Source organism: Oscillatoria nigro-viridis PCC 7112 (assembly GCF_000317475.1).
Lineage (GTDB): Bacteria > Cyanobacteriota > Cyanobacteriia > Cyanobacteriales > Microcoleaceae > Microcoleus > Microcoleus nigroviridis.
Map to the genome: position 1 here is coordinate 2195834 of NC_019729.1, position 15252 is coordinate 2211085.

At 43.4% G+C, this 15252-nt stretch carries 9 protein-coding genes and 1 tRNA gene; 8 read left to right on the forward strand and 2 right to left on the reverse strand.

Features of this window, described 5'->3' with window-relative positions; all coding sequences use genetic code 11:
• Nucleotides 1–124: 124 nt before the first annotated feature.
• From OSC7112_RS09485 to OSC7112_RS09505, 5 genes are all read left to right on the forward strand, one after another.
• Entirely contained in the window at nucleotides 125–1717 is a 1593-nt protein-coding gene (locus tag OSC7112_RS09485; protein ID WP_223300800.1) for a CheR family methyltransferase, read from the forward strand.
• Between the two features lie 3 nt (nucleotides 1718–1720).
• Entirely contained in the window at nucleotides 1721–2851 is a 1131-nt protein-coding gene (locus tag OSC7112_RS09490) for a chemotaxis protein CheW (protein WP_015175696.1), read from the forward strand.
• A gap of 429 nt (nucleotides 2852–3280) precedes the next feature.
• Entirely contained in the window at nucleotides 3281–4741 is a 1461-nt protein-coding gene (locus OSC7112_RS09495; RefSeq protein ID WP_015175697.1) for a methyl-accepting chemotaxis protein, read from the forward strand.
• Nucleotides 4742–5068: 327 nt separating this feature from the next.
• Nucleotides 5069–6952, forward strand: a complete 1884-nt coding sequence (locus OSC7112_RS09500; RefSeq protein ID WP_015175698.1) for a methyl-accepting chemotaxis protein — start codon at nucleotides 5069–5071, stop codon at nucleotides 6950–6952.
• Between the two features lie 104 nt (nucleotides 6953–7056).
• Nucleotides 7057–9552: a hybrid sensor histidine kinase/response regulator gene (locus tag OSC7112_RS09505; RefSeq protein WP_190274421.1), complete on the forward strand. Its 2496-nt coding sequence runs from the start codon at nucleotides 7057–7059 to the stop codon at nucleotides 9550–9552.
• A gap of 49 nt (nucleotides 9553–9601) precedes the next feature.
• Here the strand turns inward: OSC7112_RS09505 and OSC7112_RS09510 are convergent, their stop codons facing one another.
• The gene (locus OSC7112_RS09510) at nucleotides 9602–9832 is read right to left on the reverse strand and encodes a hypothetical protein (RefSeq protein ID WP_015175700.1); all 231 of its coding nucleotides are present in this window, start codon (nucleotides 9830–9832) and stop codon (nucleotides 9602–9604) included.
• Nucleotides 9833–9846: 14 nt separating this feature from the next.
• Between OSC7112_RS09510 and cheB the strand changes: the two genes are divergently transcribed.
• Nucleotides 9847–10932, forward strand: a complete 1086-nt coding sequence (cheB, locus tag OSC7112_RS09515) for a chemotaxis-specific protein-glutamate methyltransferase CheB (RefSeq protein WP_015175701.1) — start codon at nucleotides 9847–9849, stop codon at nucleotides 10930–10932.
• Nucleotides 10933–11080: 148 nt separating this feature from the next.
• Here cheB and OSC7112_RS09520 read toward each other — a convergent pair whose 3' ends face one another.
• The gene (locus OSC7112_RS09520) at nucleotides 11081–11467 is read right to left on the reverse strand and encodes a response regulator (RefSeq protein ID WP_015175702.1); all 387 of its coding nucleotides are present in this window, start codon (nucleotides 11465–11467) and stop codon (nucleotides 11081–11083) included.
• 743 nt (nucleotides 11468–12210) lie between these two features.
• Between OSC7112_RS09520 and OSC7112_RS09525 the strand changes: the two genes are divergently transcribed.
• On the forward strand, nucleotides 12211–15015 hold the full coding sequence (locus OSC7112_RS09525; protein ID WP_015175703.1) for a GAF domain-containing protein: 2805 nt from the start codon (nucleotides 12211–12213) through the stop codon (nucleotides 15013–15015).
• Nucleotides 15016–15116: 101 nt separating this feature from the next.
• A tRNA-Gln gene (locus OSC7112_RS09530) sits at nucleotides 15117–15188 on the forward strand.
• Nucleotides 15189–15252: the final 64 nt, after the last annotated feature.

Here is a 15252-nt window from a genome sequence, read left to right on the forward strand (position 1 = left end):
GCTACTTCCAAAATTATTAAATTAATCTACCTGAGTTGACATGAATGATTCCATAGTTCAGCTATTTATCAACTTAATTACTGCGGAGATTGGTGTGCGAATTAGATCCCAAGATCGAGCGGGTTTGTCTCATAAAATTATGACTAGAATGAGAGCAAAAAAAATCGCAGAACCCGAAAAATATTATCAACTTTTAACCGCAAAAAATTTTGAAAGTAAAAATGAATGGGCAGAATTAGTATTGCTATTAACAACAATTGAAAGTTATTTTATGCGAGATAAAGGACAGTTCGCTCTGTTGAAAAGAGTAATTTTTCCTGAATTGATAGAGCAGAAAAGAAACTTGCACAAGACCTTGGGAATGCAGCCGACACTGCGAATCTGGAGTGCGGGCTGCTCCACCGGTGAAGAACCTTATTCTTTAGCTATTGTTTTAAAACAGTTGATTCCCGATTGGGAGCAATGGAAAATATTAATTTTAGGTACAGATATCAATGAAAAAGTAATCAAAAAAGCGCCCCAGGGAGTTTACAGTCATTGGTCGTTTCGCTTGGTTGAACCCCAGATACAACAGCAGTATTTTCATCAGAGGCAAAATGATTGGGAAATTAATCTAGAATTGCGCGAAAGTGTCAACTTTAGCTGTTTAAACTTAATCACAGATGAGTTTCCTAATATTTATCAAAATATTTATAACATAGACTTAATTTTGTGTAGAAACGTTTTTGTGTATTTTGAACATAAGTATATTTCACTGGTACTGAAAAAATTTTCCAATACCCTGAGACCTGGAGGATATTTAATGACCGGTCACGCTGAAGTTTACGGTCAAATTATGAACGAGTTTGAACCCAAGATTTTCCCGGAGTCGGTGGTGTATCAGCGTCGGGATTCAGTACCGGAGGAAGGCTGTCAAATAGAGTCTAGGGTTGCGACGGTAGGGGAAGCCAACTCGGCATTTCGGGAATTCCCGAAAGCAGATACTATGGGCGATGAGAGTGGTGAATTGCTAACAGGGGAAACGATGCCACCTAGTTTTACTACTAACAGCAATTTTCCAGAGATAGAGATGCCGCCCGTATTAAAAATAAGTAATCCGCTGGGGAAGATACTGCCCTCTCGCTATCTGGAGGACGGCTTGCCGAACAATGACGTGTCAGTTACACAACAAATAATAGCAGAAAATACTCAAAACAAAACGCCTCAAATGCTAATTTTAGAGGCTAAAAAATCATTTAATAATAAAGATTATGCTGAGGCAATCAACAAGGCACAAGAGGCAATAGACTTGCAGGGGCATAATTTTGATGCTTATTTTTTAATCGCTCAAGTTCAGGCAAATTCCGGCAATTATTCTCAGGCAATAGAATACTGTAAACGAGCTAGAAAAGTAGAGCCTGGATCGGTATATACTGATTATTTACAAGCTCAAATTGCTGAAGAACAGGGGCAATTGGAAACAGCAAAGAATTTATTAAAGAGGACTATTTATATGTGTCCATCTTTTGTTTCAGCTTATATAGAACTCGGCAATATATACCATAAAGAAGGTCAACTAAAAAGAGCTCTTAAAATGTACAATTCATCTTGTGAAATTCTGAAAGCACTACCGCCAAACACTCCCATAGATTCACAGGGTAAAATGACAGCAAGTCAAGTGCTGATGAATGTAAAAAAAAAATTGTTAAAATTATACAGTAAAGAAACTGTACGCTAAAATATGGAAACTAAACCGTATCTTATCTTTGAACAGAACGGTTTTCTCTGCGGTATAGAAGCCTGCTACGTTCGGGAAATTTTCTTTCTGCCGGAGTTGACAGCAATTGCAGAAGCACCTCAAGATATTGTTGGGGCGATCGACCTTCGGGGCGAAATTCTGCCCGTGATGGATCTGAATCTCCGTTTTGGATACGCTTGGCAAGAGTATTCTGTGACAGATAGTACGATCGTCATCGAGTGGCAAGAATCGAAAGTCGGTATAATTGTCAATCAAGTTCGCGAAGTTAAGGAACTCTCAGAAGATGCCATCACTTCGCAGCTATCTTACGGGCGAGACAATTCCGAAGCCTCTCATCATTTTGTAGCTGGATTTGCCCGCTGCGAAGCCGATATTATCATGCTGCTGAATATCGATCGCTTAATTCGATCTTCTCCCGAAAAGTTAGAAGGAAGCTGGCCTGTTTCTCCAAGCAATGCAGGTAATCAAGAAACAGCAGGTGAGTCGGATACGGAAAGTTTACAGGGGCAAATAAATGCAAAATTGTTAGGAAAAAATTCTAAAATTTTGAGCAATCGTCACGTTTTTTGCCCGCAGGCTACTCCGGAAGAAAAGGCAATTTTTAAATCGCGGGCTAATAATTTGAGGCTGCAAGGCGAGGGGGAATATGATGCTGTAATTAATATGTCCCTGGCGGTGTTGGTTTTGAATGGTGAATACTTTGGTATTCCTTTGGATGTAGTGCGCGAATTTACTGATATTAACCAAGTAACTCCGGTTCCTTGCACTCCCGATCGCATAGTGGGAAATATGAATTTACGGGGAGAAATTTTGACGCTAATTGATATTCGCACTGTTTTAAATATGTCTTTAAATATTTCGGATGCTGCAAATTATCTCTCTAAGGCGATCGTTGTTGAAGTTGGGGATTTAGTCACTGGTATAGTGGTTGACGAAATATTAGATATTATATACTTAAATGTGTCGGAAATTGCTGCTGTTCCGGCAGCACTGCATTCTGCCAACCGCGAATATCTACGGGGGACAGCTATTTACGGGGAAAAAATTCTGGCTATTCTGAACTTGCAAAAACTGCTGACAAAAGGAGGAGTAGTTGTTGATGAAGAGGTTTGAATCAAGAACAGGACTTACGCAACGCCTATGTGCCATGAGTCCAGTGAAGCATCTCGCTTGATGCTTCATTTCCTTCGCAATCCCGATCCAACGCAGAGATCCGGACTGATAAGGATTGGGACTCACCATGAGAGAATTATCTTGAAATGCGTCCAGGACTAAAGAAGTTAGTTATACCACAATACGGTTGAGTGAAGCTCGCTCTCCCCTAGCCAAGCCAAGGGCGGGCACGGGGGCACCGCCCCTACAAAGGGGGGGACAAGAACTTACTCAAAGTCCTCGCAACGATGCGGGGGATGCGAGGGGGAACTCTGAGGAATAAATAGTTTTAACCCAAGGGTATTGGGTTATACCAAATCCGCTTTTCCAGCGAGATGTGACTGAGCAATCTAATTCGTGTATGCACGTACTTAAATTAAGGAGAAAAATATGTTTTCTAAGTTAATCAAATTAAATATTAGAAATAGAATGCTGCTTGCCTATGTAGCACCAGCAACTATATACTTGGGTTTTCCTATGCTAGTTTATACAACTACTAATCAGGTATTGAATAATTTTCAAGAAGTAGAAAGAATCGAAAATGTTATCAGATACGCCAATGATATGTCCACAGGTGCTGAACAAATGGTACGGGGAATGCGGGGGTATTTCATTAATAAAAATCCGAAGTTTTTACAGGATTTTCAAGCAGGGAGGGAATTAGCTCTTCAGTCGGGTAAGAGTGCGGATTTGAAAATCGAAAATCCGGAACAGAGAAGTCGTTTAGAGAGGATGTTAGATCTCTGCCAAGAATATTATGATGGTTCTAACCAAATAGTTGTTTTAGTACAACAAAATAAGAGAGCCGAAGCATTGGCTATATTTAACACAGGAAAACAGACAAAATTTGTGGAAGAATTTGTGACCCTAAATAAGCAATTTCGCGAAATAGAAGTAAAAGCTATTAATCAAGCTACAGAAAGAACGAAGCAATCTTTAGTTTTCTTGCTCTCGGCATTGGTATTTGGTTCTGTGTTTTTATTGGTGTTAGGTGCGGTTATAGCTTGGCTGATTTCGTCCGGAATTGCCCAAACTATCGATCGCGCAATTAGCTCGATCGCCGCTTCTTCCACTGAGATTGCAGCCACCGTGGAAGAACAGGAACGGATGGCAAGTCAGCAGGCAGCTTCAGTAAATCAAACTACTACTACAATGGACGAATTGGGAGCATCTTCCAGGGCGACATCACAGCAGATAGAAACAGCAGTGGTTCAAGCAATGCAAGCTTTGAATTTAGCTGGAGGTGGCACAAAAGCTGTAGAACAAACTTTAGAAGCAATGGCAACTTTAAAAACTAAAGTTCAGGATATCCAAGGACAAATTATAGAGTTGAGCGAACAAACAGATCACATTGGTAATATCTCAACTGTAGTTAGCGATTTGGCCAATCAAACTAATATGTTAGCACTCAATGCCGCTGTTGAGGCAGTGCGGGCGGGAGAACACGGCAAGGGTTTTGGCGTGGTGGCGTCAGAAATTCGCAAACTTGCCGATCGCAGTAAAAAATCAGGATCGCAAATTAATCTATTAGTGGCTGATATTCAAAGGGCGATTAACTCAACAGTAATGGTGACAGAAGAAGGGACTAAAACAGTGGAATCGGGCGTGAATATTGCCTCAGAAACCGCAGCGGCATTTGCAGGAGTTGCCAATGCCATTAACAATGTGGTTTTGAGTTCTCAACAAATTTCGCTGAATGCCAAACAGCAATCGATCGCGATCGAACAGGTAGTGCAAGCTATGAACTCTCTGAATCAAGCCGCAGCCCAAACCGCTTGCGGTATCAGTCAAACTAAAGTCGGCACTCAAAAATTGAATGAAGCAGCCTTAGATTTGAAAGCAGTTTTGTAGGAGAGGGATGAATTATGAGTAGTTCCCAAAAAATGCCAAATATATCCTTAAAAATTAAATCAATTGCTTTGGCGATCGGCCTCGTTACAATTCCAGCGATATTAACGGGAGTAATAACTTGTTTCTGGGCAAATCAGAACCTAATCTCAAGTCAGCAGTGTAGTTAGTTGTGATTTGTGAGTTATTATTTGGGATCTGTTATTTTTTATTTACTACCAATTCCCCATTTCCTATACTTCGGCTACGCGACGATCGTACAAGTTGCCCATTCCCCATACTTCTGCTACGCGAGCGTACAAGTTCCCAGTAACCAATTCCCAGTAACCAATGATGAACAAATTTTTCCAAAAAATGCAGCACCGGCTGCTCATCCTCCTAATTTTAAGTACCTTGATTCCAGTATCTATTGTTGGTTGGTATGGAATTTCTTCTTCAACAGAAGCCCTGCAAAAATTGGCATTAATAACCCTTAGTGACAGTGTTAATTCCACCGCCAATCAAATGATTAATAAATTGGAAAACCTGAGAGCCGATATTTTGTTTCTCCCCAAAACTCCCCCTGTTCAGGGAATGATTAGAGCTAAAGAAGGAAATGGAGTAGACAAAAAAACTAATTCAACTTATAAAGATTGGGTTTATCGAATGCAACTCACATTTTTAGCCATGATGGAAGCTAAGCCATATTATATGCAATTACGTTACATAGATAACAGTGGCAAGGAGATCGTGCGCGTAGATTCTGACGGCAAAAATATCCAAGTTATTCCAGATTCTCAACTACAAAATAAAGCAGACAGAGATTACTTTCGGGCAACTATGAAGCTAAAATCAGGAGAAGTCTATGTGTCTTCTTTAGAGCTGAATCAGGAAAGGGGGAAAATAGAAATTCCTTACAAGCCAACAATTCGCTACGCAACTCCAATTTTTAATCCCAAAGGGGAAAGACAAGGTATTTTGATTAGCAATGCTCTGGGTAGCACTCTGATCGATATAGTTAAAAAATTCAATCATGAACTATCAGACCAATCTTTTATCTTAAATCAAGATGGGTATTATCTGGCTCATCCCAATCCTAAAAAAGCATGGGGATTTGAACTCAAAACTAAGGAAAATGTCAAAAATGATTATTCAGGAGATATTGTTGCTAAAATACTCTCAGGTGGCAAGGGAAATATTGATAATAGGGATTTAGTGATTAGCTACAATACAGTTTTTCCCAGCAAAGAAAATACAAATATTTTTTTAGTAATTGTGGAGGCTTCACCCAAAAAATTGCTATTTTATTCTATTGATTATCTACAAAAAATAGCCGCACTAATTGCTATTGTTTCCCTGGCTGTGGTGCTGGGATTTGGATGGTTTTTTTTGCAAAAAATTGTGGCTCTGATTCGGGGGATGATTTACCAAGTATCGTCATTTTCTCTGCAAATAGAATCTAATATGAACAGGCAAGAGCAAATAGCAAATAGGCAATTTCTCTCGGTTAATCAAACAACAATAACTCTAGAAAATTTGGGCAGATCTTCTCAGCAAACAGCCGAGCAAGCTGAGTCTGTTGCCGTTGCCGCTCGCCAAGCTTTAAATCTAGCCGAAGAAGGTACTAAAAAGGTAGATCAAACTCTCAATCAAATGCTCAATCTTAGAGAAGCTGTGGTGGCAATTTCTAAGCAAAATCATCGACTCGACGACAGCACGAGTCAGATTGGCAATATATCGACTCTCGCAAGTTTGGTTAGTGATTTAGCCAGCCAAACTAATATGCTGGCTCTCAACGCCGCTGTGGAAGCAGTCAGAGCCGGCGAGTACGGTAAAGGTTTTGCGGTGGTAGCAAGCGAAATTCGTAAGTTAGCAGATGAAAGCCAACAAGCCGCACAGAAAATTAATGGTATTATTCCAGAAATTAAGAGTGCGATCGACTCAACTTTGAAAGCAACTGAAGATAGTCGCAAAACGGTTGCAGAAGGGGTGAAAACAGCACAAGATACGGCAGAAGCTTTTACGGGTGTGAGGGAAGCTTGCAATCTGGTGTTTGCTAGCAACCAGCAAATTTCATTTAATGTTAAACACCAGGCGATCGCAATTCAGCAAGTAGGTGATGCCATGATTTCTATGAAGGAATCCGCGTCTCAAACAGTCAGCGGCATCGATCAAGTTAAAATCGGTACTCAACAACTCACAGAAGCTGCCTTTAATCTTAAAGAAGTAGTGTAATCATGAGTCATTAGTCATTAATAATCGACTGAGTAGTCAACATAATTATCATTACCAATTAGCCGCGAACCTGCTCACTTACCTATTACTTAATAACATATATGATGATTGAAGATCGAGAACTTCGAGATGTATTTAAAGTCGCTAGTCAAGAACACTTACAGAAACTAGACGACGGATTGCTGTACTTAGAACAACACCCGGACGACTTAGCTAAGTTAGAACAATTGTTGCGGGAAACCCATTCTCTTAAAGGTGATGCTGGGATGCTAGGAGTAAAAAATGTAGCATCTTTAGCTCATCAAATGGAGCATATTTTGGGATCTGTCAAGCGGGGAGAAACTCAACTGAATTCCGATATTAGCGATCGACTTTCGCAAGGTTTAGACGCCATGCGGAAACTCGTTCACGAAGCCGTTACCGGCGAAGATTCCGGCGTTAATACTTTCTACATCCTCGCTAGCATGATGGGTGCTTCTAGCCAGCCACAGCCACAGGCTGCTGCCTCAATAGTAGATCCCTCATCTTCACAAGTACCAGAACAACCGTTGGTAGAAGCGCAATTTACTGAGCCTTCTACCAAAGAACTAGAAACAAACGTTGAAACTTCTGAAGTTCTTAACTTAGAGAAAAATTCCTCTTTTTTACCCCTACAATCCAAGCCAGAATTTATACTGCCAGCTCAAAACTTGCCCGCACCTTCTGGGCCCGCCACTGAGTCGGCTTCGCAGTCGGCAGTTAGTGCATCATCAACCTCATCTTACCGCATTGAAACCATTCGCGTTGCTACTCAAAATTTAGACGATTTAATGACTCAAGCAGGGGAACTTACTGTCACAAAAACTCGGTTAGGACACCGAGTTGCAGAGCTCGAACAAATTACAACTTTGTGGGAAGAGTGGAGCCGAGAATATTTTGTAACGAGCTTGACTGTCGATCGGATGCAAATAGATGAAAACGGTATTAAAGCCAACGGTAAATTTAACCAATTGCAGGATTACTATCAACGTACAGAAGAACGTTTAGAACGTCTCGGAACTTTAGTCAACCGCTTGAGAAATCGAGTTTATGAAGATACTGCCAGACTCGAATTAATCGCTGAGGCATTAGAATCAGGAATTCGCACTCTGAGACTGCTGCCTTTGTCTACTATTTTTAATTTATTTCCTCGAACTGTTCGAGACTTAGCAAAACGGGAAGGTAAACAAGTTTCATTAGTGATTGAAGGAGGAGAAACTACAGCAGATAAACGTATTTTAGAGGAAATGAAAGACCCTTTAATGCACATAATTAGAAATGCGATCGACCACGGTATTGAAACTGTTGATGAGCGGCAAAAAATAGGTAAACCTCCCGTGGCTACTCTCCGAATTAAAGGCTATAATATTGCCAGCAATATTATTATTGAAGTTGCTGATGATGGCCGGGGACTAAATCTAGAGAGTATTAAACAAACGGCTGTCAAACGTAATATTTGTACGATTGAACAACTGGCAGAAATGACCGAAAATCAAGTAAAATCTTTAATTTTTACTCCGGGTTTTTCGACCAAAAAATTTGTTACAGAAGTATCGGGACGCGGGGTGGGTTTAGATGTAGTTCGCACTAATGTTGAAGCCCTAAAAGGTAGTATTCAAGTAGAGTCTTTACCGGGAAAAGGATGCACTTTGAGGCTGCAAATTAGCACGTCTTTAGCTACAGCAAATGTATTAATTGTCCTAGTTGAAGATATTCCTTATGCTCTGCCAGTCGAGTTTGTAGACACGGCACAACAGGTGTCTCAGTCTGAGATATTTGCTATAGAAGGTAAGGAAACTATACTTTCAAAGGGTCAGCCTCTATCAGTTGCTCATCTAACAGATTTACTAGAATTAAACAATAGAAAAGGGTGGCAAAAAAAACGATATTTTAGACAGGAAACAGGGAGCAAAATGCTGAAAAAAAAATCTCAAGAATTCCTCAATTCAACTTCTTCAAAAATTCCTTGTATTGTTTTGAAAGTAGGGGAGGAAAGATTGGGATTATTTGTAGATGCTTTGATAGACGAACAGGATGTGGTGATTAAACCTCAAAGTAAATTGCTGAAACGGGTGCGAAATGTTTCGGGTGCCACAATTCTCGGTACTGGGGAGGTTTGTATGGTACTCAATCCCCACGATTTGATAAAATCTGTACGCCAGCAAGTTTCGTCTCGTGGGGTTTCTGGTGCGCGATCCCAACTTGAGACTGCCACCCGAAAACAAGTTATACTATTAGCAGAAGACTCGATCGCCACGCGCACTCAAGAAAAACGCATCCTGGAAGGTGCGGGTTACGAAGTTGTGACGGCGGTAGACGGATTGGATGCTTTCCATAAATTGAAAACTCGCGATTTTGATGCTGTGATTTCTGACATACAAATGCCGAATTTAGACGGTTTGGCCCTGACTATTAAGATTCGGGAGCAAAAAGAATACAGCGAGTTGCCGATAATTTTAGTGACATCTTTGGCATCGGATGAAGATAAAAAAAGAGGTGCTGATGCAGGGGCAAATGCTTATATTCCTAAAGGTACTTTCAATCAAGATGTGCTGGTAGAGACACTAAAAAGGTTAGTTTAGTCATTAGTCATTACTCCTTGGTTATTAGGCATTTGTTATTTACTACCAATTAGCAAGGCCCAATATCCAGTGCCCAGTGCGCCATTACCAGTGCATCGATGCCCAATGCCCAATACTTTGACTGCGCGGTTACTGAGCGACTCGTGCTGAGCTCAGCCACTCGCCCTGCGCGGTTTGCCCGCTCAGCTTCGCCGAAGGGAAGTAAGTCGAAGGGCAGTACAAGTGCCCTATTCCCCATTCCCCATTCCCGATTTTCCATTCCCCATTTCCCGTTCCCCATTTCCCAGCAAACTGATGTTATCGCCCATTAAACTATTGTTAGTTGAAGATTCCCCAGTAGTTACGCTCGTCCTCAAACGAATTTTTGAGTCCTCGCCAGAAATCCAAGTTGTAGGAACCGCTTGCAACGGATTAGAAGGACTAGAATTAATCCCCAAACTTCAGCCCCAAGTAATCTGTACGGATTTGAACATGGCACCAATGAACGGGTTAGAATTTACCGAAGAAGTAATGAAGAAATATCCGCTACCAATTTTAGTAATTAGTGCTTCAGTGCAAGCGAATGATACTCAGAATGTATTTCAATTGTTAAAGGCTGGTGCATTGGATGTTTTTCCGAAACCGATTGGCGGGTTGGTATCTGATTACGCTCACCTAGCAACTCAATTAATAGCTAAAGTTAAAATACTCTCAGGAGTCAAAGTATTTACACGGCATCCAAAAAAGACGCCAACAGAAGATAATAATCAAATTGTAAAAATCAACCAAGCACCAGTTCCTAATTACAAATTTTCCAACGAAAATGTTAAAGCTCAAACTATTAAAGTATTGGCTATAGGGGCTTCTACAGGCGGGCCACAAGCACTGTACGCGATTATTTCTAAACTTCCGGCTAGTTTTCCCGTGCCTATAATTTGTGTCCAGCACATCAGTGAAGGTTTTTTGCAAGGATTAGTTGATTGGCTGGGTTATGAATCTAAACTGCCTGTTAAGATAGCTTCTTTTGGGGAATTGCCACAAGCAGGGACTGTTTATTTCCCGCCAGAAAAACGTCATTTAGAATTGGACTCTCAAGGCAGATTTGTTTATTCAGAAGCTGCTCATGTTGCGGGACACTGCCCTTCTGTAACGGTGACATTTAAGTCGGTAGCTAATTTTTATAGTCGGGCAGCAGCGGGGGTTTTGCTGACAGGAATGGGTAGAGATGGTGCTGACGGAATGTTGGCTATTGCGAGACAAGGGGGGTTGACAATCGCCCAAGACGAAGCTAGCTGCATTGTCTTCGGAATGCCCAAGGAGGCGATCGCCCTCGGTGCCGCCCAATATGTTCTACCTGTCAGTGCGATCGCTCCCCTACTCCTGGCAAAATTAAAAATTTAGCACTTACCTCGCAAATAGTGCAGAATACCCCGCCCCCCGACTTGTTAAAGAAGTCGAGGATAAGAGAGCGAGATCGCAACTTTTTAGTTCATTAATTACTCAAATTACTTCATTAATTACTCAAAACTGATTTTTGTCCTAAGTCCGATTATTTGATTTTGATAAATTTACCAATTACCTCGCGCAACTTATCAGCATCAAACGGCTTAGTTAAATACTCTGTTGCTCCCGCCAAACGCCCCTGTACCTTATCAAAGGCTCCATCTCGCGCTGTCAGCATTACGATCGGCAAATTCTGAAACTGAGGCAAGCTCCGCACCGTGCGGCAGAGTTCCAATCCGTCAATACCAGGCATCGAAACATCGAGCAACAAAACCGAAATTTGTTCGTGATAAATCGTTGACAAAGCATCCACCGCATTGTCGGTTACGAGAACTCGAAACTCTTTGCTTAAAGCCTGTTTAACAAGTCCTTGCATCACGACGCTATCATCAACTGCCAAAATAGTTGGTACTTGACTGCTACTTGCAGACATATTCTTCTCCCTGTTTATTTATAGTTCTTGAAAATACAAAACATACTTCCTGCAGTTATTTTTTGAGAGTTGCCTCTACGCAATAATTGTCAACCCCGTTGGAGTGTTAGTTGAAACTTTACCCCTGTTTTTTTACCTCAAAGTCAAAAAAAGGGATTGGGATAGTGGTCGATCGGCAATTACAACAGTTGCAAAATGTGCATCCGGGCCCATAAACCCTAAAATGTCGAGTTTGAACAACTATTGTTACAAAGTTTAACATCTTACCAATCTTTTGTAATTCATCTCCTAACTGTAGTTGAAGTCCAAGCTAAGGCACAGCTCGGTAAAGGACACTGGTATTGTGGCACAAACCCCTGATTTAAATCTACCAGCAAGCCAGCTACCCACGATTAGACAAGTCTGTTAAAATACAATTAAACCGATCAAAAAATTATAGGTAAGCAATCGTCATAAATTTGGGAAAGGTGCTTCCTCCCAACAGAGGCTCTTAGATTTAGAGAGCCGGAGGTATTCAAAAGCATAGTCAACTGGAAGTATAATTTATATAGTCTTAGATCTGGGGTGCTCTAACTCCCATAACTCAAAAGTTTCCAGATCGGTCAAGAGGTTAGTCTAAATTCGGCGCCAGCAGCCTGCGCCGACTTTGCGCCCACAGTCTCCCATAACACAATTCATAGCTTGTTTTTCTCGAAAGTATTGAGAAGGGCGGTTGCCAGCAACTAGACGGGCAGTTACACATAATGAAAGCACCCTTTCCTCTTGATAAAAAAGTGTTCAAGCTCCATAACATTGACTTGTATCAGCTTCTGGGCTCGGCTCCAGAGGCTTGCTTGGACAATTTGGTCGGTTTGGCAGCTCAGATCTGCCGAACTCCTATTGCTTTCTTGAGCTTGATTGACGGTAACCGCCACTGGTTGAAATCGCAGTTAGGTATCGATCGAACTTTGGCCCACCGTTACCTGAATTTTTGCGATCGCGCCCTGAACCAAATTCCCGAAGAGTTCGCAGTCGGCTCAAACTCAAACTCGGAATTTGACCGGGCAATTTCCCTGCAAAAACCGCCAGTAGCTCCCCAATTTGCGATCGAACCCCCTGCAAATTCCTTCAAGGAACCGCCTGCGGCCATTGTCCGAGACGCTTCCACAAACGTCGGATTTGCCGAGCATCCGCTGACGGTTTCCTACCCCTTCGTGAAATTTTACGCCGGAATCCCAGTCGTCACCTCAGATGGGCAGGTGCTGGGAGTGCTATCCGTCATGGACTCGGTGCCGCGAGACTTGACAAAAGAAACCATAGAAGCTCTGCAAGCTTTGAGTCGGCAAGTTGCGAGTTTGGTAGAGCTGCGCTGGCAATTAGTCAAAGCTCAGAAACCGTTGCCAGAGGTAGAAGATATCAGCTCGAAGGGCCAGCAAATCTCGGAGTTAGTTTCTGGCTCGAACCGCTGCAGCTTGTGTGCGGTACATGCGCCACAGAGCAGCAGGACAATATACGGAACAAAAAAGCTCCCGACGCTGGGGGAAACAGACAAATCTCAATATGTGTGGGAAACTTCAGCGGGCATCGGGCGCGCGGACGATACCCAACAAATCAGAGAAATCGTTGCCGGCCCCCGGGACACCTCGGATCGCCAACTAACGGCAGCGTCCCTACAAGAGCGAGCTCGCTTGGGAACCCTGCAAGCTAAAGTCGGTGCAGCCCTCGGACAAGGCGGGAAAATATCGGTCATCCTCCACCGCTGCACCGAGGCAATGGTAGAGTACCTCGACGCCACAGGGGCGAGCATCTGGACGTTCAACCAGCAGACAGAGCGGTTAGAATTGCAGGCCAATTCAGGACTTAGCAGCCAAGAGCGGACACGGGAAATAGAAGATTGGGTGCGAACCGAATCGGGAAAACTCCAAACGGCTCCTGTGTGCCTAATGTCGAACCCGTCTCTTTGCACCATTGCCTATCCACTGATTGTGGAGGAGCGCTGGGTGGGAGTGATGGCTCTGTGCAGTAGCGCTTTGGCAAGCGAGGGAGCGCTAGAAGTTCTGAGTTGCATGGCTAACGCCATCGCCGTGGCGATCGATCGCCACGCGGCCCGAGAAGAATTGTTGAGCCGCCGGGAAGGCCTGCTCTTCGGCCTCGCCAGCCAGATGCGGAATTCCCTCGACCTCGACAAAATTTTAGATACGGCTGTCAACGAAATTCGCAGCTTGTTGCAGGTTGACCAGTGCTACTTTTTGTGGTACTCCATCTCGCGAGACGGGCAGCCAAGCTTTGCAATCACCCACGAGGCGGCAAATCCCGAACTGAAAGAGCGGCTCACAGAATACCCGATCGAACAAGTAACCCTGCTGGCAGAGAAAATTTGCCACCGCCAAACGCTCCGGATCGGCGACGCTGCAACAGCACTGTGCATCGAACCGCCCACGCGAGCTTTTTTGAGCAGTATGGGGATTGTTTCTAACCTGCTGCTGCCGCTCAAGACTCGCTCCGGTCAAATGGGTGCTGTAGTTTGCAACCATTACAGCAGCCACCGTTCCTGGGCGACGAGCGAAGTGGAATTGCTGCAAGCGGTGGTGGATCAACTGGCGATCGCGATCGACCAAGCCGAACTCTACGCCCAAACCCGGGCGGCAGCCTTAGCCGCTCAAACTCAAGCCCGCCAACTGACGGAAACTTTGCAGCAGTTGCAGCAGAAAGAAGCTCAGCTCATCCAAAACGAAAAAATGTCCTCTCTCGGTCAAATGGTCGCCGGCGTCGCCCACGAAATTAACAATCCGGTTAATTTTATTTACGGCAACTTGACTTATTGCAAGCAGTACATGAAAAATTTGCTGGATTTGCTGCACTTGTATCAAAAGCACTACCCCGAGCCTTGCCCCGAAATTCTCGACAAAAACGAAGAAATCGATGTTGATTTCATAGTGCCGGATTTGCTGAAAATTTTGTCTTCCATAGAGATGGGAACTGAACGCATCCGCCAAATTGTCCTGTCTCTGCGAAACTTCGCGCGGCACGACGAAGCCGAGATGAAGCCGGTGGACATTCACGAAGGGATTGACAGCACGCTGCTGATTTTGCACAGCCGCTTGAAGCCAAACGGGCTAGTGCCGGGAATTGAGGTAATTAAAAACTACGGCGACTTGCCGAAGGTAGAGTGCTATCCCGGACAACTCAACCAAGTATTTATGAATATTTTGGCGAATGCGATCGACTCTTTGGAAAATCAGTCCCCACCCAAGACGATCAAAATCTCGACGGCGGTGGTGGGCCCAGACTCGGAGGCTGATGAGTCAGGAAAGTCGAGGGGTCAAGTTGTGGTGATTCGGATTCAAGACAGCGGGCCCGGATTGCCCGAAAAAGCTAAATGCCACTTGTTTGACCCTTTCTTTACCACTAAACCTGTAGGCAAGGGTACGGGGCTCGGCTTGTCTATCAGCTACCAGATAGTGGTGGAAAAACACGGAGGAAGTTTGAAGTGTATCTCGGAACCGGGACAGGGAGCGGATTTCAGGATTGAAATCCCGGTGGCTCGCCCCCCTGAACTCAAAGAATAAAGCTGCGGGCGATCGCTTTCAAAAAGATTTTTTAAATTTTATTGTCAAAATGCTTGACAGATTTCCGTGTTTGAATGTTATGATACTGAAGGTTAAGACGTTGGGGCGTCGCCAAGTGGTAAGGCAGCGGGTTTTGGTCCCGCCATTCAGAGGTTCGAATCCTTTCGCCCCAGTTAAATGGTGTCCGGTGAATCAATTGTTTAACTCATCGTTTAGAGTTATCGATCGACCGAGGAG

Excerpts from the sequence above, each read along its gene's own strand:
- OSC7112_RS09510 (WP_015175700.1), bottom strand. The coding sequence starts at position 9,832 with ATGGGGAACGGGAAATGGGGAATGGAAAATCGGGAATGGGGAATGGGG.
- OSC7112_RS09500 (WP_015175698.1), top strand. The coding sequence starts at position 5,069 with ATGATGAACAAATTTTTCCAAAAAATGCAGCACCGGCTGCTCATCCTC.
- OSC7112_RS09525 (WP_015175703.1), top strand. The coding sequence starts at position 12,211 with ATGAAAGCACCCTTTCCTCTTGATAAAAAAGTGTTCAAGCTCCATAAC.
- OSC7112_RS09520 (WP_015175702.1), bottom strand. The coding sequence starts at position 11,467 with ATGTCTGCAAGTAGCAGTCAAGTACCAACTATTTTGGCAGTTGATGAT.
- cheB (WP_015175701.1), top strand. The coding sequence starts at position 9,847 with ATGTTATCGCCCATTAAACTATTGTTAGTTGAAGATTCCCCAGTAGTT.
- OSC7112_RS09490 (WP_015175696.1), top strand. The coding sequence starts at position 1,721 with ATGGAAACTAAACCGTATCTTATCTTTGAACAGAACGGTTTTCTCTGC.
- OSC7112_RS09505 (WP_190274421.1), top strand. The coding sequence starts at position 7,057 with ATGATTGAAGATCGAGAACTTCGAGATGTATTTAAAGTCGCTAGTCAA.
- OSC7112_RS09495 (WP_015175697.1), top strand. The coding sequence starts at position 3,281 with ATGTTTTCTAAGTTAATCAAATTAAATATTAGAAATAGAATGCTGCTT.